Source organism: Pseudomonas triticicola, from assembly GCF_019145375.1.
Taxonomy (GTDB): Bacteria; Pseudomonadota; Gammaproteobacteria; order Pseudomonadales; family Pseudomonadaceae; genus Aquipseudomonas; species Aquipseudomonas triticicola.
This window is the reverse complement of the sequence record NZ_JAHSTX010000001.1, coordinates 1,157,197-1,182,903: the sequence shown is the minus strand read 5'-3', so window position 1 is coordinate 1,182,903 and position 25,707 is coordinate 1,157,197. Positions and strand designations below refer to the sequence as shown.

At 61.3% G+C, this 25,707-nt stretch carries 23 protein-coding genes and 1 riboswitch; of the genes, 17 read left to right on the top strand and 6 right to left on the bottom strand.

Annotated features, from left to right (window positions below; all coding sequences use genetic code 11):
- Window positions 1–125 precede the first annotated feature (125 nt).
- Together KVG85_RS05455 and KVG85_RS05450 are read left to right on the top strand one after the other, a co-directional pair.
- Window positions 126–1,862, top strand: a complete 1,737-nt coding sequence (locus tag KVG85_RS05455; protein ID WP_024013184.1) for an IlvD/Edd family dehydratase — start codon at window positions 126–128, stop codon at window positions 1,860–1,862.
- Window positions 1,863–2,049: 187 nt separating this feature from the next.
- Window positions 2,050–2,769, top strand: a complete 720-nt coding sequence (locus tag KVG85_RS05450; protein ID WP_016775009.1) for a FadR/GntR family transcriptional regulator — start codon at window positions 2,050–2,052, stop codon at window positions 2,767–2,769.
- Window positions 2,770–3,076: 307 nt separating this feature from the next.
- On the opposite strand, the gene KVG85_RS05445 is transcribed toward KVG85_RS05450, so the two are convergent.
- Both KVG85_RS05445 and KVG85_RS05440 read right to left on the bottom strand, forming a co-directional pair.
- Entirely contained in the window at window positions 3,077–5,461 is a 2,385-nt protein-coding gene (locus KVG85_RS05445; protein WP_024013186.1) for an efflux RND transporter permease subunit, read from the bottom strand.
- Window positions 5,458–6,501, bottom strand: a complete 1,044-nt coding sequence (locus tag KVG85_RS05440) for a WD40/YVTN/BNR-like repeat-containing protein (RefSeq protein ID WP_217863193.1) — start codon at window positions 6,499–6,501, stop codon at window positions 5,458–5,460. The genes KVG85_RS05445 and KVG85_RS05440 overlap by 4 nt, the downstream gene beginning before the upstream one ends.
- Window positions 6,502–6,951: 450 nt before the next feature.
- Between KVG85_RS05440 and KVG85_RS05435 the strand changes: the two genes are divergently transcribed.
- The 7 genes from KVG85_RS05435 to KVG85_RS05405 all read left to right on the top strand — a co-directional run bounded on the left by KVG85_RS05435 (window position 6,952) and on the right by KVG85_RS05405 (window position 12,294).
- Window positions 6,952–7,542, top strand: a complete 591-nt coding sequence (locus tag KVG85_RS05435) for an amino acid synthesis family protein (RefSeq protein ID WP_007968626.1) — start codon at window positions 6,952–6,954, stop codon at window positions 7,540–7,542.
- Between the two features lie 32 nt (window positions 7,543–7,574).
- The gene (locus KVG85_RS05430) at window positions 7,575–8,408 is read left to right on the top strand and encodes an alpha/beta fold hydrolase (protein WP_116658480.1); all 834 of its coding nucleotides are present in this window, start codon (window positions 7,575–7,577) and stop codon (window positions 8,406–8,408) included.
- Window positions 8,405–9,886 (top strand): aldehyde dehydrogenase, encoded by a 1,482-nt coding sequence (locus tag KVG85_RS05425; RefSeq protein ID WP_024013188.1) that lies wholly within the window; start codon window positions 8,405–8,407, stop codon window positions 9,884–9,886. The genes KVG85_RS05430 and KVG85_RS05425 overlap by 4 nt, the downstream gene beginning before the upstream one ends.
- Window positions 9,887–9,898: 12 nt before the next feature.
- Window positions 9,899–10,384, top strand: a complete 486-nt coding sequence (locus tag KVG85_RS05420) for a flavin reductase family protein (protein WP_042606771.1) — start codon at window positions 9,899–9,901, stop codon at window positions 10,382–10,384.
- A gap of 133 nt (window positions 10,385–10,517) precedes the next feature.
- Window positions 10,518–10,907 (top strand): carboxymuconolactone decarboxylase family protein, encoded by a 390-nt coding sequence (locus KVG85_RS05415; protein ID WP_024013190.1) that lies wholly within the window; start codon window positions 10,518–10,520, stop codon window positions 10,905–10,907.
- 57 nt (window positions 10,908–10,964) lie between these two features.
- Entirely contained in the window at window positions 10,965–11,729 is a 765-nt protein-coding gene (locus KVG85_RS05410) for a GntR family transcriptional regulator (RefSeq protein ID WP_016775014.1), read from the top strand.
- Between the two features lies 1 nt (window position 11,730).
- The gene (locus tag KVG85_RS05405; protein WP_217863192.1) at window positions 11,731–12,294 is read left to right on the top strand and encodes an NUDIX hydrolase; all 564 of its coding nucleotides are present in this window, start codon (window positions 11,731–11,733) and stop codon (window positions 12,292–12,294) included.
- Window positions 12,295–12,417: 123 nt separating this feature from the next.
- Here KVG85_RS05405 and KVG85_RS05400 read toward each other — a convergent pair whose 3' ends face one another.
- Window positions 12,418–12,714 (bottom strand): DUF1330 domain-containing protein, encoded by a 297-nt coding sequence (locus KVG85_RS05400; protein ID WP_217863191.1) that lies wholly within the window; start codon window positions 12,712–12,714, stop codon window positions 12,418–12,420.
- Between the two features lie 68 nt (window positions 12,715–12,782).
- Between KVG85_RS05400 and ribBA the strand changes: the two genes are divergently transcribed.
- The 5 genes from ribBA to KVG85_RS05375 all read left to right on the top strand — a co-directional run bounded on the left by ribBA (window position 12,783) and on the right by KVG85_RS05375 (window position 18,235).
- Window positions 12,783–13,892: a bifunctional 3,4-dihydroxy-2-butanone-4-phosphate synthase/GTP cyclohydrolase II gene (gene ribBA / locus KVG85_RS05395; protein WP_016775017.1), complete on the top strand. Its 1,110-nt coding sequence runs from the start codon at window positions 12,783–12,785 to the stop codon at window positions 13,890–13,892.
- A 424-nt stretch (window positions 13,893–14,316) separates the two neighbouring features.
- The gene (locus tag KVG85_RS05390) at window positions 14,317–15,342 is read left to right on the top strand and encodes an ABC transporter substrate-binding protein (RefSeq protein ID WP_123442273.1); all 1,026 of its coding nucleotides are present in this window, start codon (window positions 14,317–14,319) and stop codon (window positions 15,340–15,342) included.
- Complete coding sequence (locus tag KVG85_RS05385; protein ID WP_217864932.1) at window positions 15,339–16,247, top strand: ABC transporter permease; 909 nt, start codon at window positions 15,339–15,341, stop codon at window positions 16,245–16,247. The genes KVG85_RS05390 and KVG85_RS05385 overlap by 4 nt, the downstream gene beginning before the upstream one ends.
- Before the next feature lie 6 nt (window positions 16,248–16,253).
- On the top strand, window positions 16,254–17,063 hold the full coding sequence (locus KVG85_RS05380) for an ABC transporter permease (protein WP_007918021.1): 810 nt from the start codon (window positions 16,254–16,256) through the stop codon (window positions 17,061–17,063).
- Between the two features lie 17 nt (window positions 17,064–17,080).
- Window positions 17,081–18,235 (top strand): ABC transporter ATP-binding protein, encoded by a 1,155-nt coding sequence (locus KVG85_RS05375; protein WP_217863190.1) that lies wholly within the window; start codon window positions 17,081–17,083, stop codon window positions 18,233–18,235.
- 203 nt (window positions 18,236–18,438) lie between these two features.
- Here KVG85_RS05375 and map read toward each other — a convergent pair whose 3' ends face one another.
- Window positions 18,439–19,230, bottom strand: a complete 792-nt coding sequence (gene map / locus KVG85_RS05370; protein ID WP_217863189.1) for a type I methionyl aminopeptidase — start codon at window positions 19,228–19,230, stop codon at window positions 18,439–18,441.
- Entirely contained in the window at window positions 19,227–19,454 is a 228-nt protein-coding gene (locus KVG85_RS05365) for a ParD-like family protein (RefSeq protein ID WP_122698096.1), read from the bottom strand. Before KVG85_RS05365 ends, map begins: the two co-directional genes overlap by 4 nt.
- 120 nt (window positions 19,455–19,574) lie before the next feature.
- Window positions 19,575–19,768, top strand: a riboswitch (cobalamin riboswitch).
- Window positions 19,769–19,908: 140 nt separating this feature from the next.
- On the opposite strand from KVG85_RS05365, the gene KVG85_RS05360 reads away from it, so the two are divergent.
- Genes KVG85_RS05360 through KVG85_RS05350 form a run of 3 tightly spaced genes read left to right on the top strand, consistent with a single transcriptional unit; the run spans window position 19,909 to window position 22,696 of the window.
- The gene (locus tag KVG85_RS05360) at window positions 19,909–20,922 is read left to right on the top strand and encodes an ABC transporter substrate-binding protein (protein ID WP_217863188.1); all 1,014 of its coding nucleotides are present in this window, start codon (window positions 19,909–19,911) and stop codon (window positions 20,920–20,922) included.
- Window positions 20,919–21,935, top strand: a complete 1,017-nt coding sequence (locus KVG85_RS05355; RefSeq protein ID WP_073471135.1) for a FecCD family ABC transporter permease — start codon at window positions 20,919–20,921, stop codon at window positions 21,933–21,935. The genes KVG85_RS05360 and KVG85_RS05355 overlap by 4 nt, the downstream gene beginning before the upstream one ends.
- Entirely contained in the window at window positions 21,932–22,696 is a 765-nt protein-coding gene (locus KVG85_RS05350; protein ID WP_217863187.1) for an ABC transporter ATP-binding protein, read from the top strand. Before KVG85_RS05355 ends, KVG85_RS05350 begins: the two co-directional genes overlap by 4 nt.
- A 475-nt stretch (window positions 22,697–23,171) precedes the next feature.
- Here KVG85_RS05350 and metE read toward each other — a convergent pair whose 3' ends face one another.
- Entirely contained in the window at window positions 23,172–25,460 is a 2,289-nt protein-coding gene (gene metE / locus KVG85_RS05345) for a 5-methyltetrahydropteroyltriglutamate--homocysteine S-methyltransferase (RefSeq protein WP_217863186.1), read from the bottom strand.
- Between the last annotated feature and the right edge of the window lie 247 nt (window positions 25,461–25,707).

Here is a 25,707-nt window from a genome sequence, read left to right as displayed (position 1 = left end):
CATCCCTCCGTCGAAAACGACTATATAGTAATACTAATTACCCAACAACACTTCCAAAGCGCGGATTTTGAGCTTAGATTAAGCGTCAGCTCGCAAACAATAGTCTTACAATAAGAGAATCGATCATGTCTGATAAGAAACCCACCCTGCGCTCCGCCCAATGGTTTGGCACGGCCGACAAGAACGGCTTCATGTACCGCAGCTGGATGAAGAATCAGGGCATCGCCGACCATCAGTTCCACGGCAAGCCGATCATCGGCATCTGCAACACCTGGTCGGAACTGACCCCGTGCAACGCGCATTTCCGCCAGATCGCGGAGCACGTCAAACGCGGGGTGATCGAGGCCGGTGGTTTTCCGGTGGAATTCCCGGTGTTCTCCAATGGCGAATCGAACCTGCGCCCGACTGCCATGCTCACCCGCAACCTGGCGAGCATGGACGTTGAAGAAGCGATTCGCGGCAACCCGATCGACGGCGTCGTGCTGCTCACCGGTTGCGACAAAACCACTCCAGCATTGCTGATGGGCGCGGCCAGTTGCGACGTGCCGGCCATCGTCGTCACCGGCGGGCCGATGCTCAACGGCAAGCACAAGGGCAAGGACATCGGTTCCGGCACCGTGGTCTGGCAGCTCAGCGAACAGGTCAAGGCCGGCACCATCACCATCGATGACTTCCTCGCGGCCGAGGGCGGCATGTCGCGTTCGGCGGGCACCTGCAACACCATGGGCACCGCGTCGACCATGGCGTGCATGGCTGAAGCGCTGGGCACTTCGCTGCCGCACAACGCCGCGATTCCGGCCGTAGATGCACGCCGTTATGTGCTGGCGCACATGTCCGGCATGCGTGCGGTGGAGATGGTGCGTGAAGACCTGAAACTGTCGAAGATCCTCACCAAGGAAGCCTTCGAAAACGCTATTCGTGTCAACGCTGCCATCGGCGGTTCGACCAACGCCGTGATCCACTTGAAAGCCATCGCCGGGCGCATCGGCGTCGAGCTCGATCTGGACGACTGGACGCGCATCGGTCGCGGCATGCCGACCATCGTCGACCTGCAACCGTCCGGGCGTTTCCTGATGGAAGAGTTCTACTACGCCGGTGGTTTGCCAGCGGTACTGCGCCGCCTGGGTGAAGCCAATCTGATCCCCAACCCGAACGCACTGACCGTCAACGGCAAGTCCATCGGCGAGAACACCAAGGACGCGCCGATCTACGGCGAAGACCAAGTGATCCGCACCCTCGACAATCCGATTCGCGCTGACGGTGGCATCTGCGTGTTGCGCGGCAATCTGGCGCCGTTGGGCGCGGTGCTCAAGCCGTCCGCCGCCACTGCTGAACTGATGCAGCATCGCGGTCGCGCGGTGGTGTTCGAGAACTTCGACATGTACAAGGCGCGGATCAACGATCCGGAGCTGGACGTCGATAAGGATTCGATTCTGGTGATGAAAAACTGCGGGCCGAAGGGTTATCCGGGCATGGCTGAAGTCGGCAACATGGGCCTGCCGGCCAAGCTGCTGGCAGAAGGCGTGACCGACATGGTGCGTATTTCCGATGCACGCATGAGCGGCACCGCATACGGCACGGTGGTTTTGCACGTCGCCCCGGAAGCCGCAGCCGGCGGGCCTTTGGCGGCAGTTAAGGAAGGCGACTGGATCGAGCTCGATTGCGCCAGCGGCCGTTTGCATCTGGACATTCCGGACGCGGAACTGGCCGCGCGCATGGCCGATCTGCAAGCGCCGCAGCAGTTGTTGGTGGGCGGTTATCGTCAGCTGTACATCGACCACGTGCTGCAGGCGGATCAGGGTTGCGACTTTGACTTCCTGGTGGGCTGCCGGGGTGCCGAGGTTCCTCGTCACTCACACTGACAGCGCAGTTCCCCTGTGGGAGCGAGCCTGCTCGCGAAGAGGGAGTGTCAGTCGACATCTATTTGACTGATATGCCGCCTTCGCGAGCAGGCTCGCTCCCACAGTTGCTTTTGCGTATCGCCTCAAATCTGTGCCGTGCCTGCTATGATGCGCGGCATCTCCATCGCTCAGGATCGCGCCACTCCCCATGGATTACCGCAAACCTTCCGACCGTAAAAGCATGCACTCGCGCATCGTCCAGGAACTGGGCATGCAGATCGTCTCCGGACGCTTTTTGCCCGACGACAAACTGCCCGCCGAAGCCCTGCTGTGCGAGGAGTACGCGGTCAGTCGGCCGGTGTTGCGCGAAGCCACGCGGGTGCTGGTGGCCAAGGGGCTGGTGTATTCCAAACCGCGCGTCGGCACCGTGGTCAAGGCGCGCCGCGAATGGCACATGCTCGATCCGGACGTGTTGCACTGGCTGATGCAAAGCAGCCCACAGAATGAATTCTTCAACGTGCTGACCAGCGTGCGCAGCATCATCGAACCGGCCGCCGCCGCCCTCGCCGCTCAGCATGCGACCGATGCCGACATCGCCGCGATCAACGAAGCCTACCAACGCATGGAAGCCGCGCCGACCCCGGAAGCGCTGTTGCAGCCGGATCTGGATTTCCATAGCCGCATCGCCGATGCCACGCACAATGACCTGCTGGCGAACCTGTGCAACATGTTGGCGGTAGCGATCGCCGAGGCGTTGAAGCATTCCAATCAGCGGCCGAATCTGCATGAACTGGCGTTGCCAAGACACAAGGCGATCCTGACCGCGATCGAGAACCGCGATGCCTTGGGGGCCCGGCATGCCACGTTGGTGCAGCTGGATGATGCGCGCAGTGCGTTGAGTGTGGTGCTTGGAGCTGAACTCACTTAACGCTTGAGACTGCTTGCCCTCACCCTAGCCCTCTCCCAGAGGTAGAGGGGACCGATTGGGGGATATTTGAGATTTACGCCGACTTGAACGATTTGCGCTGAATCCAACATCGCTTGGTATTGCAGGTCCAGTGATTTGCTTTGAATCCATAATCGACTCGATCTTTCAGGTCGGTGTATGGCGAGAGACACCGCGGTCAGTCCCCTCTCCCTCCGGGAGAGGGCTAGGGTGAGGGGCTCTTGATCTTGAAGCACAAAAAAAGCCGCAACCCCCAAAGGTTGCGGCTTTGTCGTTTCAGCCTGTCAGATCAGTGGGCAAACAGCGAATTGCCCTTCTGCCCCGCCAGCTTCTCAGGCTTGATCAGGAACTTGGCCAGCGCCGGCAGCAGCCACAGCGCACCGAACATGTTCCACAGCAGCATGAAGGTCAGCATCAGGCCCATGTCGGCCTGGAACTTGATCGCCGAGAAGATCCAGGTGCACACGCCGATCGCCAGGCACAGGCCGGTGAACAGCACCGCTTTACCGGTCGACTTCAGCGTCTGGTAATAGGCTTCCTGCAACGGTAGCCCGGCACGCAGGAAACTCTCGAGGCGGCTGTAGATGTAGATGCCGTAGTCCACGCCAATCCCCACGCCCAACGCCACCACCGGCAGCGTCGCGACTTTCACGCCGATGCCCATGAACGCCATCAGCGCGTTGCCGAGTACCGAGGTCAGCACCAGCGGCAGGACGATGCACAGGGTCGCTGCCCATGAGCGGAAGGTGATCATGCACATCACCGCCACGCAGATGTACACCAGAATCAGGATGGTCAGCTCAGCCTGTTTGATGACTTCGTTGGTGGCCGCTTCGATCCCGGCGTTACCGGCGGCGAGGATGAATTCCAGGCCGTCCTTGTTGTTTTCCTTGGCGAACTCCTGCACCGCGTTGACCGCACGATCGAGGGTCTCAGCTTTGTGATCGTTGAGGAACACCAGCACTGGCGCCAGCGAGCAGCTGTTGTTGTACAGGCCATCGGCGCGGGCGATCGAGTTATTCAGTACGTCCGGGTTGCGCGACAGGGTTTCCCATTTCAGGTTGCCCTCGTTCATGCCCTTGATCATCTGCTTGGACACGGTCACCAGCGAGATCGCCGACTGCACGCCCTCGGTGTTCTGCATCTTCCACATCAGCTGATCGATCGGCGCCATGGCTTCGTAGCGCGAGCAGCCTTCGGCCTTGGTCTTGACCATCACCACCAGCACGTCGGAACTGGTCGAGTAGTTGCTGATGATGAAGTTGTTGTCCTTGTTGTAACGCGAGTCCGGACGCAGTTCCGGCGCGCCCTGGTCGAGGTCGCCGATCTTCAGATTCTGGCTGTACCAGAGGCCGCCACCGAAGGCGATCAGCGCCAGCGCTACCGAAATCGGTGCGACTTTCGGGCTGGCGAAGTTCGACAGCAGGCGCCAGAACGGGTGTTCGCGGTTGGCGTCCTTCTTGCTCTTGGCAATCGCGCGCTTGCTGATGCCGACATAGGAAATCGCCACCGGCAGCAGGATCAGGTTGGTGAACACGATCACCGCAACGCCGATGGACGCGCCGATGGCCAGTTCACGGATCACCCCGATGTCGATGATCAGCAGGGTAATGAAGCCCACCGCATCGGCCAGAATCGCGATCATCCCCGGCAGGAACAACTGGCGGAAGGTGCGCCGTGCAGCGGTCAGCGCGTTATCGGCCTCGCTGGATTGCAGGGCGATACCGTTGATCTTCTGCACGCCGTGGGAGATGCCAATGGCGAAAATCAGGAACGGCACCAGCATCGAATACGGGTCGAGCCCGAAGCCGAAGAAGTGCATCAAGCCGAGCTGCCAGACCACCGCCACCAGCGTCGTGCTCAACACCGCAATGGTGCTGCGCAGGCAGTTGGTGAACCACAGCAGCAGAATCAGGGTGATGACGAAGGCGACCCCGAAGAACAGCACCACCATCACCAGACCGTCGATCAGGTCACCGACTTTCTTGGCGAAACCGACGATGTGGATCTTGATGTTGGGGTTCTGCGCTTCGAACTTGTTGCGGATCTTGTCTTCGAGTTCATGGGAGAACTGGCGATAGTCCAGCGCCAGCAACTTGCCCTGATCCTGCGGGTCCGGATAGGCCTCGAGCAGCGGGATGTCGACGATGCTCGACTTGAAGTCGTTGGCCACCAGACGCCCGACCTGGCCGGACTTGAGCACGTTGTTGCGCAGCAGATCGAGGCTGTCCTGGGAGCCGTTGTAGCTCTGCGGAATCACTTCACCGCCGGCGAAACCCTCTTCGGTCACCTCGGTCCAGCGTACGCTCGGGCTCCATAGCGATTTGAGGCCGGAACGATCGACGCCGGAAATGTAGAACACTTCGTCGTTGATCTGGCGCAGGGTCTCCATGTACTCCTTGGAGAAGATGTCACCGTCGGTGGCTTCCACCGAAATACGCACGGTGTTGCCCAGGTTCGCCAGATCGTTGCGGTGCTCCATCATTTTTTCGATGAAGGGATGCTGCAGCGGGATCATTTTTTCAAAACTGGTCGACGGCCGGATCAGCGTGGCCTGCCAGAACAGGAAAATGCTCACCACCAGGCAGATCAGGATCACGGCCGGACGGTTGTTGAAGATCAGGCGCTCGAGAACCGTCGCCTTTTCCTGCTGAGGAGTGATCAAGGAAGTCATAGCCCCGCCTTCTTGTTATTGGTCTCGGCACCGTTTGGCTGGGTGATGTGCAAGCCACCCTGCCCGGTCAGAATCAGGTTGCCGTTGCCGGCGGCGGTGACCGACGACAGCGAAATGCGATCCGGACGGTTGAACACGCTGAAGGTTTCGCCGTTGTCGCTGCTGCTGATCACCGAGCCGCCGTTGCCGACGATGACGATCGAGCCGTCTTCCAGCAGCGTGCCGCCGGACAGGCCGAACTCCAGCGCACCGCGGGCGGCTTTGAGTTCGACCTGCTCCCAGTTGCTGCCGAAATCAGTGGAGCGATAAAGATTGCCGCGCAAGCCGTACGCCAGCAGGGTCTGCGGCTGCGCCGTGCCGATCACGCCGAACAGCGAACCTTCGTACGGGCCTTCAAGCTTTTCCCAGGTCTGGCCGTCATCGGCGGAGCGGAACATGCTGCCGGACTCGCCGACGATGAACAGCCCGGCGTCTTTCACGGCGGCGATGGCGTTGAGGTGGAACTGGTCTTCGTTGTCGAGGCGATCGCTGACGTCTTCCCAGTTTTTGCCGCCGTCGGTGGTTTCCAGCAGCGTGCCGTAGGCGCCCACGGCAAAGCCGCTGCTGGCGTCCTTGAACCAGACGTCGAGCAGCGGCGATTCGCGTGCGAGGTCTTCGAATTGTTTGGTCCAGGTCAGACCGCCGTCTGCGCTGGCGAGAATCTGTGCGTCGTGGCCCACGGCCCAACCGTTTTTGTCGTCGACGAAATACACGGCGGTGAGCAGTTGCCGGGTTGGCACCTTGGCCTGGGTCCAGGTTTTGCCCTGGTCATCGGAATAGACGATGTGCCCGCGATCGCCGACCGCGACCAGACGCGCGCCAGCGTGGACGACATCAAGAATCAGGCTTTTCGCGGCCTTGGCCGATTCGGTGGCATAGACCACATCAGCCGGGGCCTCGGCGGCAAACACAGGTGCCGATAACATGGCAAAGCCCAGCAGCGAGAGTGCTGTGGCCAGCAACGCGGTGTTGCGTAACGCCGGCGGGCGGCAACGACTCATAGACCTTCCCCTATTTATTATTGTTGGGCCATCAGGCCTTCAAGGGCGCCGCAAGGGTGCTCGGCTAGTGGCGTTTCAGAAGCATAGTCCTGAAACCCGCAATCCAGAGCCCCTTCGGAAGCTGGCTCATCCTATCGGGCTTTGCAAATGTCTGACAATCGGCGCCGCGTTATCTTTTGTTAACCGAAAGCGGCTCTCTGTAACCCATCATTTTCCCTGTGGGAGCGAGCCTGCTCGCGAAAGCGGTGGGTCAGCCAATAAACAGGGTGACTGATACACCGCCTTCGCGAGCAGGCTCGCTCCCACAGGGGTTCGTGGTGAGTGCGGGATTTGAATACATGACCATTCGCCGGGGTGATGAGGCAAATCTCATCAGAGGGACTTGCAGGATCGGTATTATGGTATACCATCAGACGCACAGACACTCTCAATCCCCCAACGGAGCAGCTCATGAGTTTCGAAATTCGCAAGATCGTCAGCTATGTCGAAGAAACCTTCATTGAAGGCGGCAAGGCTACTGACAAGCCGGTGACCATGGTCGGCCTCGCCGTGGTGATGAAGAACCCTTGGGTGGGCAACGGTTTTGTCGAAGACCTCAAGCCGCAGATCCGCGCCAACTGCTCCGACCTCGGCGCCATGATGGTCGAGCGCCTGGTGGGCATCATTGGTGGCGCCGAGAAGATCGAGGCCTACGGCAAAGCGGCGGTGGTCGGCGCTGACGGCGAGATCGAGCACGCGTCGGCGGTGATCCACACCCTGCGCTTCGGCAATCACTATCGCGAAGCGGTGAAAGCCAAGAGCTACCTGAGCTTCACCAATAAGCGCGGCGGTCCGGGCACGTCGATTCAGATCCCGATGATGCACAAGGACGACGAAGGCCTGCGTTCGCACTACATCACCCTGGAAATGCAGATCGAAGACGCGCCGCGTGCTGACGAAATCGTCGTCGTGCTGGGTTGCGCCGACGGTGGCCGCCTGCACCCGCGCATCGGCAACCGCTACATCGATCTGGAAGAACTGGCCGCCGAAAAAGCCCAGTAATCACAACAAGAAAGGCATTGCAGGAGCGCTCCATGATTCGGCTCACCGCTGAACTCACCCCGGCTGGCACCAGTTACCTGGCGACCGGCCAAGGCCAGCCCGTGGTATTGATCCACGGCGTGGGCCTGAACAAAGAAATGTGGGGCGGGCAGATTGTCGGCCTCGCCAGCCAGTACCAGGTGATCGCCTACGACATGCTCGGCCACGGCGCCAGCCCGCGCCCGGCCAGCGGCACCGACCTGCTCGGTTACGCCGATCAGTTGCTCGAGCTGCTCGATCACCTCAATCTGCCCCAGGCAGCGGTGATCGGTTTCTCCATGGGCGGCCTGGTCGCGCGGGCCTTCGCCCTGCATTACCCGGAGCGCCTGCAAAGCCTGGTGGTGCTGAACAGCGTGTTCAACCGCAGCGAAGAACAGCGGGCCGGCGTGATTGCCCGCACTGCGCAGGCTGCCGAACACGGCCCGGACGCCAACGCCGAAGCCGCCCTGTCACGCTGGTTCAGCCGTGAATATCAGGCGGCCAACCCGGCGCAGATCGCCGCGTTGCGCCAGACCTTGGCCAACAACGATCCGCAGGGCTACCTGACCACTTATGAATTGTTTGCCACCCAGGACATGTACCGCGCCGACGACCTGAGCAGCATTCAGGCACCGACGCTGATCGCCACCGGCGAACTCGACCCCGGTTCGACCCCGGAAATGGCCGAGCAACTGGCCCGACGCATCCCCGGCGCGAAGGTTGCCGTGCTGCCCGAGCAACGGCATATGATGCCGGTAGAGTCGCCGCGTCTGGTCAATCAGATGCTGCTGGAATTTCTTCAGTTCGCACACTCCCGACAAAACCATATAAAGGGGATCGTTGCATGACACTCGCACGCTTCCAGATGTGCATCGGCGGAGACTGGGTCGACGCCCTCTCCGGCAAGACCTTCGAAAGCCTCAACCCGGCCTCCGCGCAAGCCTGGGCGGAACTGCCCGACGCCGATGAAGCGGACGTCGAACGCGCCGTGCAAGCAGCGCAAAATGCCTTCGACAGCCCGGCCTGGCGCGGCCTGACCGCCACTGCGCGCGGCAAACTGCTGCGTCGCCTCGGTGATCTGATCGCAGAAAACAAGGAACACCTGGCGCAGCTGGAAAGCCGCGACAACGGCAAGCTGATCCGCGAAACCCGTGGCCAGGTCAGCTATCTGCCGGAGTTCTTCCACTACACCGCAGGCCTGGCCGACAAGCTTGAAGGCGGCACCCTGCCGTTGGACAAGCCCGACCTGTTTGCCTATACCGTGCACGAAGCCATGGGTGTGGTCGCCGCGATCATTCCGTGGAACAGCCCGCTGTACCTGACCGCGATCAAACTGGCCCCAGCCCTCGCCGCCGGCAACACCATCGTGATCAAGCCGTCCGAGCACGCCTCGGCGACCATTCTTGAGCTCGCACGCCTGGCCCTCGAAGCCGGGATTCCGCCGGGCGTGGTCAACGTCGTTACCGGTTACGGCCCGAGCACCGGCGCCGCCCTCACCCGCCATCCGCTGATCCGCAAGATCGCCTTCACCGGCGGCGCGGCCACGGCTCGGCATGTAGTGCGCAGCAGCGCCGAAAACTTCGCCAAGCTGTCGCTGGAACTGGGCGGCAAGTCGCCGAACATCATTTTCGCCGACGCCGATCTGGACAGTGCGATCAACGGCGCGATTGCCGGGATCTACGCCGCGTCCGGGCAGAGTTGCGTGTCCGGTTCGCGTTTGCTGGTACAGGACGAAATCTACGACGAGTTCGTCAATCGTCTGGTCGAACGCGCCCAACGCATCCGCATCGGCAACCCACAGGAAGACAACAGTGAAATGGGCCCGATGGCCACCGCGCAGCAACTGGCGGTGGTCGAAGGTCTGGTCGCCGATGCGATCGCTGAAGGCGCGCGTTTGCGCACCGGTGGCAAGCGTCCGGCGGATCTCGGCGAAGGCTGGTTCTACGAGCCGACGCTGTTCGAGTGCGATCGCAATTCGATGAAGATCATGCAGGAAGAAGTCTTCGGCCCGGTCGCCTCGGTGATTCGTTTCAAGGACGAAGCCGAAGCACTGGCGATCGCCAACGACTCGCAGTTCGGCCTCGCCGCCGGCATCTGGACCCGTGACCTGGGCCGCGCCCATCGTCTGGCGCGTGATGTGCGCTCGGGAATTATCTGGGTCAACACTTACCGCGCAGTCTCGGCGATGGCGCCGATCGGCGGCTTCAAGAACAGTGGCTATGGACGCGAAAGCGGCATCGACTCGGTGCTGGCCTACACCGAACTGAAAACGGTGTGGATCAACCTCTCCCAGGCGCCAATGCCTGATCCGTTTGTGATGCGCTAGGAGTCCTGCGAAATGATCGAACCCGGCATTTACAAAGACGTCATGAGCTCTTTCCCGTCCGGCGTCACGGTGGTCACGACCCTTGACCCGGACGGCGGCATCGTCGGCATCACCGCCAGCGCGTTCAGCGCGCTGTCGATCGACCCGGCGCTGGTGCTGTTCTGCCCCAACTACGCGTCCGACACCTACCCGGTACTGCGCGACAGCAAGAAATTCGCGATCCATTTGCTCTCCGCCGAGCAGACCGCCGAAGCCTACGCTTTCGCCGGCAAGGGCAAGGAAAAGGCCAAGGGTATCGAGTGGCACCTGAGCGACCTGGGCAACCCGATTCTGGCCAAGGCCACGGCGATCATCGAGTGCGAGTTGTGGCGTGAATACGACGGCGGCGATCACGCGATCATTGTCGGCGCAGTGAAAAACCTGATCCTGCCCGAGCAACCGGTGACGCCGATGATTTATCACAAGGGCAAGTTGGGCGCGTTGCCCACCTTGACCTGACGGATTCACACAAATCCCCCTGTAGGAGCTGCCGAAGGCTGCGATCTTTTGCCTTTGATGTTTAAAAGCAAGATCAAAAGATCGCAGCCTTCGGCAGCTCCTACACAGGGGATCTGTGGTGATTGGAGGAATGATGAGTAACGAAAAGTACGAAAAAGGCCTGCAGATCCGTACCCAGGTATTGGGCGAAGCCTACGTGCAACGCTCGATCGAGAACGCCGACGACTTCACCCGCCCCCTGCAGGAAATGGTCACTGAATACTGCTGGGGCCATGTCTGGGGGCGTGAGGGTCTGTCGCTCAAGGAGCGCAGCATGATCAACCTGGCAATGATCTCGGCGCTCAACCGCCCGCATGAACTCAAGCTGCATGTGCGTGGCGCCTTGCGTAACGGCCTGAGTCGTGAGCAAATACGCGAAATTCTGCTTCAGGTCGGCATTTATTGCGGCGTTCCGGCGGCCGTGGACAGTTTCCGGCTGGCTCGTGAAGCCTTTGCCGAAGCCGACGCCGAGGCCTCCAGTTAACCCTCGGCTGTTTTGATGCCCGTCTGGCATGGACAGCCAAGCTCAAGAGCGGACCCCATGAAACGCCAGCCACTCGACGACAGCTTCAAGGTCAATCGCAACCCCGTTACCCTGCGCGAAATCGTGCTGGACAAACTGCGTAGCGCGATCATGAATTTCCAGCTCATGCCTGGTGATCGCCTGGTCGAACGCGACCTGTGTGATCGCCTCGGCGTCAGCCGCACCTCGGTGCGCGAAGCCTTGCGTCACCTTGAATCCGAAGGCCTGGTGGAGTTCGCCGACGCCAAAGGCCCGCGCGTAGCCATCATCACCCTCGACGACGCCGTCGATATCTACGAATTGCGTTGTGTGCTCGAAGGCCTGATCGTGCAGCTTTTCACTTTGCGCGCCAAAGCCAAAGACATCAAAGCCCTGGAAAAAGCCCTCGATGACAACCGCAAGGCGTTGAAGGACGGCGAGCTGCAACAGGTCATCGACTCGGTGCAGGGTTTCTACGACGTGCTGCTCGAAGGCTCGGGCAACCATGTCGCCGCCACGCAATTGCGCCAGTTGCAGGCGCGCATCAGCTATCTGCGCGCGACCTCGGTCTCCCAGGAAAACCGACGCGGCGCAAGTAATCACGAGATGGAAAAAATGGTCGAGGCGATCAAGAGCGGTGATCCGCTGGCGGCGCATCAGGCCTGTGTCGATCACGTCCGCGCAGCGGCTGCCGTGGCCCTCGATTACCTCAAGCGCAAACAGGAAGAAACCGGCGTCGCCGTCAAAGGCACCCCGGCGATCACCCTGCCGATCGCGCTGAAAGAACCCCGCATAGGTCAATGACATGTTCAGCCCGAGCTTTTGCCCGAAATGCGGTGGCCCTGACCTCGGTCAGCAGACGCCGCCGGGTGATACGCACGAGCGCCTGATGTGCCGCGGCTGCGGCTACATCCACTACGTCAATCCGAAGATCATTGCCGGCTGCATCATTGAGCAGGACGGCAAATACCTCCTGTGCCAACGGGCGATCCCCCCGCGCCCCGGCACCTGGACCCTGCCGGCCGGTTTCATGGAAAGCTTTGAGACCACCGAACAGGCGGCGCTGCGCGAAGTCTGGGAAGAAAGCGGCGTGCGTGCGGAAATCGTCTCGCCGTATTCGATTTTCAGCGTGCCGAAGATCAGCGAGGTGTACATCATCTTCCGCGCCATCGCCCTGGAAATCACCGGGCAGTACGGGCCGGAGACCATGGATTACAAGTTCTTCGCCCCGGAAGAGATTCCGTGGGAGCAGATCTACTACCCGGCGATCCGGCAGATCCTCGAGCGCTATATCGAAGAGCGCCAGGCCGGGGTTTACGGGATTTACATGGGCAATGATGACAGCGGCAAGATTCACTTCATCCGCTGATCACCACCTATACCCCTGTGGGAGCGAGCCTGCTCGCGAAAGCGTCGTGCCAGTCGATACAAATGTTGAATGAAATACCGCTTTCGCGAGCAGGCTCGCTCCCACAGGGGGACGTGGTGTTGCTTAAGCTGGGGCGATGCCTTCAACGATAATGATCTCCGCCCTCGCCCAGTCCTCGCGATAACTTTTCGCCTGCTGATACGCCGCCGAGCGGTAGCACGCCACGGCTGTTTCGTAGCTCTCGAACTCGATGATCACCGTGCGCTGTGGCGTCTGCCGTCCTTCCATCGCTTCGCTGCGCCCGCCTCTGGCGAGAAACTTGCCGCCGAATGCGGCAATCGCCTGCGGGGTGCGCTGGGTGTATTGGCTGTAGTGCTCGGCATCGGCTATATCCACATGTGCAATCCAGTACGCCTTCATAGTGACCTCTTTGTTGATTTTGTATTATGGTATACCAATATATTTCCAACGAACCCTGAGAGTCCAGCATGGCCTTCAACAGCATCGAAGAAATCATCGAAGATTATCGCCTCGGCAAAATGGTCCTGCTGGTCGATGACGAAGACCGCGAGAACGAAGGCGACCTGCTGCTGGCCGCTGATCGTTGCACACCGGAGGCTATCAGCTTCATGGCCCGCGAGGCACGCGGGCTGATCTGCCTGACCCTGACCGACGAACATTGTCAGCGTCTGGGCCTGGAGCAAATGGTACCCGCCAACGGCAGTGTGTTCAGCACTGCATTTACCGTGTCGATCGAAGCGGCAGTTGGCGTGACCACCGGCATTTCTGCCGCCGACCGGGCCTGCACCGTTGCCGCCGCGGTCGCGCCGAATGCCCGCGCCGAAGACCTGGTGCAGCCCGGCCACATCTTCCCGTTGCGCGCCAAGGAAGGTGGCGTGCTGACCCGCGCCGGGCACACCGAGGCCGGTTGCGATCTGGCGCGTCTGGCCGGTTTCACCCCCGCCTCGGTGATCGTCGAAGTGATGAACGACGACGGCACCATGGCCCGCCGCCCGGATCTGGAGCAGTTCGCGCGCAAGCACGGGATCAAGATCGGCACCATCGCCGACCTCATCCACTATCGCCTGAGCACCGAGCACACCATCGAACGCATCGGCGAACGTGAGCTGCCGACGGTGCATGGCACCTTCCGTTTGATCACCTTCGAAGATCGCATCGAAGGCGGTGTGCACATGGCGATGGTCATGGGCGACCTGCGCCGTGAAGAGCCGACCCTGGTGCGCGTGCATGTGATCGATCCGCTGCGCGATCTGGTCGGCGCCGAGTACAGCGGGCCGACGAACTGGACGCTGTGGGCGGCGCTGCAACGGGTCGCGGCGGAAGGTCATGGGGTTGTGGTGGTGCTGGCCAATCATGAATCGTCGCAGGCGTTGCTCGAGCGCGTGCCGCAGCTGACACAGCCGCCACGGCAGTTCAGCCGTTCGCAGTCGCGGATTTATTCCGAGGTCGGGACTGGGGCGCAGATTCTGCAGAATCTGGGAGTGGGCAAGCTGCGCCACCTTGGCCCACCGCTGAAGTATGCGGGGCTGACCGGGTATGACCTTGAGGTGGTTGAGAGCATTCCGTTCACTGAATGACGCCGCCCTCACCCCAGCCCTCTCCCAGAGGGAGAGGGAGCCGACCGCGTTGACCGGTCGCTATACATCGACTGGGGATACCGAGTCGAACTCAGCTTTGAGCAGCACACGGATCCACTCCTTTCCCATTACCGAATCGGGCTCGGTTTTGAACAGCATGAAGATCGGCTCCCTTTCCCCCTCTCCCCTTGGGAGAGGGCTGGGGTGAGGGCTGGATCTAACATTCACAAATATCTCAGGCCGAACGGCTCAAAAAAACCAACCGGCCAGATAACCGGTAAGGCAAAGTGCTTGCACAAAGTTTGGAATACCATAATATGATATTCCATAGACCGGACGGACCAAAAAACCGTCCAGCTACTGCTCCCGACAGGCGGGCAACAACGCAAGGCCCGCTCAAAAACACAACAATGAGGGCGTGAACATGGTGTTGAACAAAGCTGCAACCGCGATCTTTTTCGCGGGACTGCTCAGCGTTACCGGCCAGGCTGCAATGGCTGCCGAAAGCGTGAATTTTGTCAGCTGGGGCGGTAGCACCCAGGATGCGCAGAAACAGGCCTGGGCCGATCCGTTCAGCAAGGCCAGCGGCATCACCGTCGTCCAGGACGGCCCCACCGACTACGGCAAACTCAAGGCCATGGTCGAAAGCGGCAACGTGCAGTGGGACGTGGTCGATGTCGAAGCTGATTTCGCCCTGCGCGCCGCCGCTGAAGGCCTGCTCGAACCCCTCGATTTCAAAGTCATTCAACGCGACAGGATCGACCCGCGTTTCGTCAGCGATCACGGCGTCGGCTCGTTCTTCTTCTCCTTCGTCCTCGGCTACAACGAGGGCAAGCTCGGCGCCAACAAGCCGCAGGACTGGAGCGCGCTGTTCGACACCAAGACCTGGCCCGGCAAACGCGCCCTGTACAAATGGCCAAGCCCCGGCGTGCTCGAACTGGCGCTGCTGGCCGACGGCGTTGCGGCTGACAAGCTCTACCCGCTGGATCTGGATCGCGCCTTCAAGAAACTCGACACCATCAAGAAAGACATCGTCTGGTGGGGCGGCGGCGCGCAGTCGCAGCAACTGCTGGCGTCCGGCGAAGCGAGCATGGGCCAGTTCTGGAATGGCCGTGTGCACGCCTTGCAGGAAGACGGCGCACCGGTCGGCGTGAGCTGGAAGCAGAATCTGGTCATGGCCGACATTCTGGTCATCCCCAAAGGCTCGAAAAACAAAGATGCGGCGATGAAGTTCCTCGCCAATGCCAGCAGCGCCAAAGGCCAGGCCGACTTCTCCAACCTGACTGCCTACGCGCCGGTCAACCTCGACAGTGTGGAGCGTCTGGATTCGACGCTGGCCCCCAACCTGCCGACGGCTTACGCCAAGGATCAGATCACCCTTGATTTCGCTTACTGGGCCAAGAACGGTCCGGCTATCGCGACACGGTGGAACGAATGGCTGGTCAAATGAAAATCGTGGCCACTGCGCCCCGTCCTTCCGCTGCCACCGGGAGCGCCGCCGGCGCTGCCGGTTCGGCTTTCAAGCAACGCTGGCGCGGCGCCGGCAACCTCGTCCCGGCGCTGCTGTTCCTCGGCCTGTTCTTTCTCGCGCCGTTGATTGGCCTGCTGCTGCGCGGTGTGCTGGAACCTGTGCCGGGTCTCGGCAACTACGAACAGTTGTTCGCCAACTCGGCCTATGCGCGGGTGCTGCTCAACACCTTTTCGGTGGCCGGGCTGGTGACGCTGTTCAGCCTGCTGCTGGGCTTTCCGCTGGCCTGGGCGATCACCCTGGTGCCGCGCGGCTGGGGGCGCTGGATCCTCAACATCGTGCTGCTGTCGATGTGGACCAGCCTGCTCGCCCGCACCTATTCGTGGCTGGTGTTGCTGCAAGCCTCGGGGGTGATCAACAAGGCGCTGATGGCGATGGGCATCGGCGATCAACCGCTGGAGATGGTGCACAACCTCACGGGCGTGGTGATCGGCATGAGCTACATCATGATTCCGTTCATCGTGCTGCCGTTGCAGGCAACCATGCAGGCCATCGACCCCATGATCCTGCAGGCCGGTTCGATCTGCGGCGCCAGTCCGTGGACCAACTTCTTCCGGGTGTTCCTGCCGCTGTGCCGGCCGGGTCTGTCGTCCGGCGGTTTGATGGTGTTCGTGATGTCGCTCGGTTATTACGTCACCCCGGCACTGCTCGGCGGGGCGCAGAACATGATGCTGCCGGAGTTCATCATTCAGCAGGTGCAATCGTTCCTCAACTGGGGTCTGGCCAGTGCCGGCGCCGCGTTGTTGATCGCAATCACCCTGGTGCTGTTCTACTTCTACCTGAAGCTTCAACCGGAATCCCCGGTTGGCGCCAGTAACGCGAGGTAAGCCGACATGCTCCTGACCCCCAATGCCATGAGCCGGCGCATGCGTTTCGGCCTCTACGCCACTACCGGGCTGATCGGTCTGTTCCTGCTGTTGCCGATCGTGTTCATCGTGCTGCTGTCGTTCGGCTCCTCGCAGTGGCTGGTGTTCCCGCCACCGGGCTGGACGCTGAAATGGTACGGCCAGTTTTTCTCCAACCCCGACTGGATGAACGCCGCTGCCGCCAGCCTCAAGGTTGCCGTGCTGACCACGATCTGCGCCGTGGCCCTCGGTTTACCGACCGCGTTTGCGCTGGTGCGCGGGCGCTTTCCCGGCCGCGAGATGCTCTACGGCCTGTTTACCCTGCCGATGATCGTGCCGCTGGTGATCATCGCCGTGGCGGTGTATGCGCTGTTTCTCAAGCTCGGCTACACCGGGACCATGTTCGCCTTCGTCGTCAGCCATGTGATCGTCGCGCTGCCGTTCACCATCATTTCGATCATCAACTCGCTGAAGCTGTTCGATCAGTCGATTGAAGACGCGGCGGTGATCTGCGGTGCCTCGCGCCTGCAAGCAGTGTTCAAGGTGACATTCCCGGCGATTCGTCCGGGCATGGTCGCCGGCGCCCTCTTCGCCTTCCTCGTTTCCTGGGACGAAGTGGTGCTCAGCGTGATGATGGCGAGCCCGACTCTGCAAACCCTTCCCGTGAAAATGTGGACCACCCTGCGCCAGGACCTGACCCCGGTGATCGCCGTCGCTTCGACGCTGCTGATCGGCCTGTCAGTGTTGGTCATGGTGATCGCCGCCGCCCTGCGCCGGCGCAACGAAATCAGCGCCTGAGCGCCCAGGAGTACGATATGAGTGCCGTGATCAAAGACGCATCCCAGCAGAGCGACAAACCCCTGGTCAGCCTGCGCAACCTGAACAAGCACTACGGCGATTTCGCTGCCGTCGACAATATCTCGCTGGACATCAAGGACGGCGAATTCCTCACCTTCCTCGGCTCCAGCGGCTCGGGCAAAAGCACCACGCTGTCGATGCTCGCCGGTTTTGAAACACCGAGCAGCGGCGAGATCCTCGTCAACGGCCAGTCGCTGGTCAACGTGCCGCCGCACAAGCGTGACATCGGCATGGTCTTCCAGCGCTACTCGCTGTTCCCGCACCTGTCGGTGCGCGACAACATCGCCTTTCCTCTGGCCATTCGCAAACTGGCGACGGCCGAGCGCGAAAAGCGCGTCGATGCGATGCTCAAACTGGTGCAGCTCGAACAGTTTGCCCATCGCCGCCCTTCGCAACTGTCTGGTGGTCAGCAACAACGTGTCGCCATCGCCCGGGCGCTGGTTTACGAGCCGCGCATTCTGCTGATGGATGAACCGCTGGGCGCGCTGGACAAGAAGCTGCGCGAGGATTTGCAGGATGAACTGCGCCAGCTGCACCGGCGCCTGGGCATCACCATCGTGTACGTGACCCACGACCAGGAAGAAGCCATGCGGCTGTCGCAACGCATCGCGATTTTCAGCCACGGCAAGATCGTTGGTCTGGGCAGTGGTTATGACCTTTACCAGAATCCGCCGAATGCCTTTGTCGCGTCGTTTCTGGGTAATTCGAACTTCCTCAAGCTCAAGGCGCAAGGCAATGCGGCAGCGAGTTTCGAGGGTCAGTCGTTGTCGATTCGGCTGACGTCCGGGTTGCACACTGATCAGGATGTGCTGCTGATGGTGCGGCCAGAAAAAGCCTTGGCGCTGAGTACGCAGCAGGCGCTGGATGAGCCGCTGGCGGCGGGTTGGAATGAAGTATCGGCGAATGTTGTGGAGGTGCTGTTTCTCGGTGAGAGCCAGACGTGCAGCGTGGTGACTGCGGGTGGGGCTTCGATGACGGTGAAAGCGCTGTCGGCAGCAGGCATGCCACTCAAGGCCGGCGATCCGGTCCGGGTGCGCTGGGCGACGGCGGATGCTTGCGTTTATACCGAATGGACCGAGAGCGACCTGAACAAGGCTGCCGGTGCTCACTGATTGCGCTGAGTCAGTTGGATCTACCCCCTCACCCCAGCCCTCTCCCCCACGGGGGGCGAGGGGGAAAGGGAGCCGATCTTCATGCTGTTCAAAATGTAAGTTCGACTCGGTATCGCACGTCGGCGTATCTCGCAACAACACCTCGGTCAGTCCCCTCTCCCATTGGGAGAGGGCTAGGGTGAGGGCAAGCAGGCGACACGGTATTAGCCAATGGCCCGGTACCCTTCAATCTCATCCGGCCAGGCGGTGAGAATTTCGAAGCCGGTCTCCGTCACCGCGACCATATGCTCCCACTGCGCCGACAAGGAGCCATCCTTGGTCAATACGGTCCAGCCATCCGGCATGTTCTTCACATGGCGTTTGCCGGCATTGAGCATGGGCTCCACGGTGAAAATCATCCCGGCCTTGAGTTTCAGGCCCTGATTGGGAAAGCCGTAATGCAGTATCTGCGGTTCATCGTGATAGACCTTGCCGATGCCATGGCCGCAATACTCGCGCACCACGCTGAAGCCCTCCGCCTCCGCCAGGCTCTGGATCGCATGACCGATATCGCCCAGCGTTGCGCCCGGCTTCACTGCACGGATGCCTGCGCACATGGCTTCGTAGGTGGTCTTGATCAGGTGCTGCGCTTCAGGAGTCGCCTCGCCCACCACATACATGCGGCTGGTATCACCGAACCAGCCGTCCTTGATCACCGCGATGTCGAGGTTGACGATGTCGCCGTCTTTCAATGGCGTACCCGATGGAATGCCGTGGCACACCACATCGTTGACCGACGCGCAGACGGTTTTCGGAAAGCCGTGATAACCGACGTTGGCCGGCACGGCTTTCTGCACATTGACGATGTAGTCGTTGCACAACCGGTCCAGCTCATCGGTGGTCACCCCGGCCTTCACATGCGGCACCAGCATCGCCAGCACTTCGGCGGCGAGTTTGCCGGCGGCGCGGGATTTTTCGATGTCGGCCGGCGTGTTGATCTTGATCTGGTTTCTCATGCGCTGACGGTTTCCTGAGTCAGTTGTTGCAGATCCAGTCCGCCGTTCTGTTCGGCGCGGATCAGCAGGCGGCAAATGGCGCTGTGGTCGAGGTTGGGATGCAGCTCGGCGAGCATGCCGATGCGCATCCAGTGCTCGGCCTGCGCGTTGATCGAGCGGCTGAGGGCGTTGCTGGAGATGCGCAGGTTCTCGTGCATGTCCTCTGAAATTTTTACGATGCCCATATTTGTATCCGATACGAAATGTATATGGATCGTATATTAATCAGTGCATACGGCCGATTGCAATGCCGACGGCAAAATCGACGCTGTGGCAGATTCGCCTCCCCCTCCACCGTGCAAATCGACTACCATGCCGCCGCCGGTTTCCACACGGAATTAATAGGGAATCCGAAATGCTTGCACAGCATCAATCGGAACTGCCCCCGCAACTGTAGGTGCCGAGCCTGCTCCTCGACTGCCACTGGGTGAATCCCGGGAAGGCCGGAGCGTGGCGATGACGCATCAGTCAGGAGACCTGCCGGCACAGTGACTGACTAACCGGCGGGGTGTCCGGGAAGGACATCGTGCCGCGCGTATTTTCCCCGTGCCGGCCTTGCGCAGTTTCCACGACCGCGCCCGAGGTGTGTTTCCAAACCGTACCCGCCCGCTCCCGTACGGTTCCCCTGGAGACTGCCCCATGCTGCTGCCCCGCGTTGCCACCCTGCTCACCGCTCTGAGCCTTTGCGCCCTGGCGCAAGCGTCGCCGACTGCGTATCCGCTGACCGTGGAGAACTGCGGCAGCAGCCTGACCTTTCAGCACGCGCCCGCGCGCACGGTGACCATCGGCCAGGCCGGTACGGAAATGCTTTATGCCTTGGGCCTGGGCGACAAAGTCGTCGGCACCTCACTGTGGTTCAACGACGTGCTGGGCACATACAAAGCGCAGAACGACAGGATCGAGCGCCTCGCCGACAACGAGCCGAGTTTCGAAGCGGTGATCGCCAAACGCCCGGAACTGGTAGCCGTCGAGCTGGAATGGATGGTCGGCCCGCAAGGCGCGGTCGGCACCCGCGAGCAGTTTCATGAACTGAAGATTCCTACCTATCTGCTGCCCTCCGACTGCGAAGCCAAGGACAACCTCGTCGGCTCGGACGGCACGCGGCTGGCGCCGTTTCGCATCGACAGCATCTACAAAGCCGTGAGCCAGCTCGCAGCGATTTTCGATGTGCAGGCGCGTGGCGAGCAGCTCAATGACCAGCTCAAAGCCAGCCTCGCGCAGTCGATCGCCACGGCGAAAAAGCAGCAGCGCAAAGACGTCAGCGCCCTGGTGTGGTTCTCCAGCGCCGAGATGGACATCGAGCCTTTCGTGGCCGGGCACAAAGGCGTTCCCGATTTCATGCTCAGCACCCTCGGCGTGCGCAACGTGGTCGAGTCGGATGAAGAATGGCCGACCGTCGGCTGGGAAACCATCGCCAAGGCCAACCCGACATTTCTGGTGATCGCGCGCATGGATCGTCGACGTTTCCCGGCGGACGACTATCAGAAAAAACTCGCCTTCCTGCGCAGTGATCCGGTGACGCGCAACATGGACGCGGTCAAGCACAACCGCATCATCATCCTTGACGCCATGGCCATGCAGGCCAGCCTGCGCACCTTCGACGGCCTCGCACAACTGGCCAGCGCCATCAACGGCTACGACCTGTCGCCATGAGCAGACGCCTGATCCGTTTGCTGCTGGTGCTGTTGACGCTGTCGGTCGCACTGATTGGCGGCGTGGCCATTGGCGAGACTTCGATCGAGCCGAGCGTAGTGTTGCAGGTGCTGGCCAACAAGCTGTGGGGCGCCGGTTATGTGCTCGACCCGATCGACGAAGGCATCGTCTGGAACTATCGCCTGACCCGCGCGCTGGTCGCGGCGGCCTGCGGCGCCGGCCTGGCGACGTGCGGGGTGATCCTGCAATCGCTGCTGCGCAATCCGTTGGCCGATCCGTATCTGCTGGGAATTTCTGCTGGCGCCTCGACTGGCGCGGTGATGGTCGCCCTGCTTGGCGTCGGCGCCGGGGCGATTTCATTGTCGGTCGGTGCCTTTGCCGGCGCGGTGACCGCGTTCGTACTGGTGATTTTGTTGGCACGGGTCAGCGGCTCGGCCAGTGGCACCGGGCAGATCATTCTGGCCGGGATTGCCGGCTCGCAACTGTTCAACGCCCTCACCGCTTTTCTGATCACCCGCTCGGCCAGCTCCGAACAAGCGCGCGGCATCATGTTCTGGCTGCTGGGCAATCTCGGCGGCGTACGCTGGCCGTCGGTGTGGCTGGCGGTGCCGGTGGCGGTGTTGGGCTTGGTTGTTTGTCTGTGGCATCGCCGAGCCTTGGATGCGTTCACCTTTGGCGCGGACTCGGCAGCCTCCCTCGGCATTGCCGTGCGCCGCGTGCAGATTCTGTTGATCGGCTGCGCCGCGCTGGTGACGGCGGTGATGGTGTCGATTGTCGGCTCGATCGGTTTTGTCGGCCTGGTGATTCCCCATGCCGCGCGGTTGTTGCTCGGCACGGGGCATGCGCGTCTGTTGCCCGCCAGTGCGCTGGGCGGCGCGGTGTTTCTGATCGCCGCCGATGTGCTGTCGCGCACCCTGATCAAGGGTCAGGTGATCCCGGTCGGCGTGATCACTGCGTTGGTCGGCGCGCCGGTGTTCGCGCTGATTCTGGTGGGCCGGAGATCGGCGCGATGAACACGGTTCTGAGTTGCGCGGGTGTGGGCTTCAAAGTGCGCGGTGCCGAGTTGCTCAACGGTGTCAGCCTCGACGTTCAGCGCGGCGAGACCCTGGGCATTGTCGGGCCGAACGGTTCGGGGAAATCCACGTTGCTCAAATTGCTGGCCGGGTTGCGTGAACCGAGCGTGGGCCATGTGCAGCTCGACGGTCAGGCGCTGGGCAAGATGTCACGGCGCAGCATCGCGCAGACACTCGCAGTGGTTGAGCAACAGGCCGATACCGACGATGGCATTCGCGTGTTCGACGCCGTGGCGCTGGGGCGCACACCATGGTTGTCGGCGCTGCAACCGTGGTCGCCGGAAGATGACGCAATCGTCGAGCAAGCGCTGGTCGACGTCGACGCCGTGCACCTGCGCAACCGCCTCTGGCGCAGCCTCTCCGGCGGTGAACGCCAACGCGTGCACATCGCCCGCGCACTGGCGCAGCGCCCGCAGATCCTGCTGCTCGACGAGCCGGCCAACCACCTCGATATCCAGCATCAGTTGAGCATTCTGCAAGTGGTGCGCGCACTGCCGGTGACCACGTTGATCGCCTTGCACGATCTCAATCAGGCGCTCAAGTGCGATCGCCTGGCGGTGCTGGAGCGCGGGCGTCTGGTCGCGCTTGGCGAACCGCTGCACGTGCTGACGCCGGAGCGTTTACAGACGACTTTCGGGGTCAGGGCGCACTATTTGACGGACCCGTTCGATGGTGCACCGATATTGCGCTTCCTTGCTTGATGCATGTGTAGCTGACAGACCGCTTTCGCGAGCAGGCTCGCTCCCACAAGGGGATTGTGTGTTGCCGCAAATGACGGGGGAATGTGATTTCTGTGGGAGCGAGCCTGCTCGCGAAGGCGTCAAGTCATCCAACATGGTGTCGACTGACACACCGCTTTCGCGAGCAGGCTCGCTCCCACAAAGGATTTGTGTGTTGCCGTGAATGACGGGGAGAACGCGAGTTCTGTGGGAGCGAGCCTGCTCGCTAAGGGGTCAGGTCATCCAACATTGATGTCGATTGACACACCGCTTTCGCGAGCAGGCTCGCTCCCACAAGGGGATTGTGTGTTGCCGTGAATGTCGGGGGAATGTGAATGCTGTGGGAGCGAGCCTGCTCGCGAAGGCGTCAGGTCATCCAACATTAATGTCGACTGACACACCGCTTTCGCGAGCAGGCTCGCTCCCACAGGGTTATGTATTCCAGGGCGGTAAAGGGTCAGGCCCACTCTTTGCGCAGTTGCCGTGCGGCGCTGACCATGTGCACCAACGCCGCTTCGGTCTCTGGCCAGCCTCGGGTCTTCAACCCGCAATCCGGATTGACCCACAGCCGCTCAACCGGAATACGCTCCGCCGCCTTGCGCAGCAAGCCAACCATTTCCGTCACATCGGGAATCCGTGGCGAGTGAATATCGTACACGCCGGGGCCGATGTCGTTCGGGTAGGCAAACGCTTCAAACGCTTCGAGCAGTTCCATGTCCGAACGCGAGGTTTCAATGGTGATGACATCGGCGTCCATCGCCGCGATCGACTCGATCACGTCGTTGAATTCGCTGTAGCACATGTGCGTGTGGATCTGGGTTTCGTCGCGCACGCCGGAGGCGCACAGGCGGAACGCTGCGCTTGCCCATTCCAGATACGCCGGCCACTGCGCCCGGCGCAACGGCAAGCCTTCACGGAACGCCGCTTCGTCGATCTGCACGATTTTGATTCCTGCCGCTTCCAGATCATTCACGTCGTCACGAATGGCCAGCGCCAGTTGTCGAGCCTGCACTTCGCGGCTGACGTCTTCGCGGGCGAAGGACCACATCAGCATGGTCACCGGGCCGGTCAGCATGCCTTCCATGACCTTGTTGGTAAGGCCCTGGGCGTAACGGATCCACTCGACCGTCATCGCCTGCGGGCGGCTCAGGTCACCGAAAATCACCGCTGGCTTGACGCAGCGCGAACCGTAGCTCTGCACCCAGCCAAAGCGGGTGAAGACATAGCCGTCGAGCTGTTCGGCGAAGTATTCGACCATGTCGTTGCGCTCGGCCTCCCCGTGCACCAGCACATCCAGGCCGAGGCGTTCTTGAATTTCCACTGCGTGGCGAATCTCCGTGTGCATCGCATCGGTGTAATCGGCGGCGCTGAGCTTGCCCTGTTTGTAAGCCTGACGCGCCAGACGAATCGCCGCCGTTTGCGGAAACGAACCAATGGTGGTGGTCGGAAACAGCGGCAGATCAAGTTTGCCGCGCTGTTTGGCGATGCGCTGGGCAAACGGCGATTGGCGTTGCGCATCCCTGGCAGTGATCGCCGCGACCCGCGTTTGCACCTCAGGTTTGTGAATGCGCGGCGAGGCGGCGCGGCTGGTTTGTACCGAACGACTTTGCGCCAGGGCGCGCAGTACCTGTGGCGCTTCCGGCTCGCTGACCGCTTGGGCGAGCACGGCGACCTCTTCGCACTTTTGCACGGCAAACGCCAGCCAGCTTTTCAGTTCGGCATCGAGTTGGTCTTCCCGGCCCAGATCAACCGGGCTGTGCAGCAACGAGCAGGACGGCGCCACCCACAAGCGATCACCCAGACGCTCATGGGCATGACGCAGCGTCGCCAGCGCGTTTTGCAGATCGCAGCGCCAGACGTTGCGGCCATTGACCACACCCAGCGACAGCACCTTATAAGTCGGCAAACGATCAAGAATGGTCGGGTATTGATCCGGCGCGCGCACCAGATCGATGTGCAGGCCGTCGACCGGCAGGTTCGCCGCCAGACCGAGGTTTTCTTCCAGACCACCGAAGTACGTGGCGAGCAGTTTTTTCAGCGGATCGCGCTGGATCTGGTTGTAGGCGCGCTCGAAGGCATTCTTCCAGTCCTGCGGCAAATCGAGCACCAGAATCGGCTCGTCGATCTGCACCCACTCCACCCCCAACGCCGCCAGCCGCGCGAAGATCTGGCCGTACAGCGGCAGCAGGCGGTCAAGCAAATCGAGCTTGTCGAAGTCGGCGCCTTTGGTTTTACCCAGCCACAGATAGGTCAGCGGGCCGAGGATCACCGGTTTGACGTTGTGCCCCAGCGCGCGGGCCTCTTCGGTTTCTTCAAACAGCTGCTCCCAACCCAGGTGGAAGTGCTGGTCGACACTGAATTCCGGTACGAGGTAGTGATAGTTGGTGTCGAACCACTTGGTCATTTCCTGAGCGTGGCCTTCGCCGCAGCAAGTATTGCTGACGCCTCGGGCCATGCTGAACAGGGTCTGCAGCGTGGCTTTGCCGTCGTGCGGACGGAAACGCTCGGGGATCACGCCGAACATCAGCGAGTGGCTCAGCACCTGGTCGTACCAGGCAAAATCGCCGACCGGCAGCAAGTCGATGCCGGCGTTTTTCTGCAAGTCCCAATGGACCTTGCGCAGCTCACGCCCGACGTCACGCAGGCCCGCCTCGTTCAGTTCTCCTTTCCAGAACGCCTCTTGCGCTTTCTTCAGTTCGCGGTCGCGACCGATGCGCGGAAATCCAAGGGAATGGGCCAGTGCCATGACAAACAACTCCAGATGCTTATTCGATGGCGGTATTGTCGGGAACCGTGCTTGATGAAACAAACTCAATAAATTCCAGATCATCACAAGTTCTACTCATGCACAGAAGCCCCCTACAGGAGCTGCCGAAGGCTGCGATCTTCAGACCGTAGGGACGCAGAGCGTCCCCGGCTGCAGTCCCACGCGGAGCGTGGGAACGATCAGACACCTCAGGGCAACATGCCAGTTTTCGTTCTATCGTTAGATC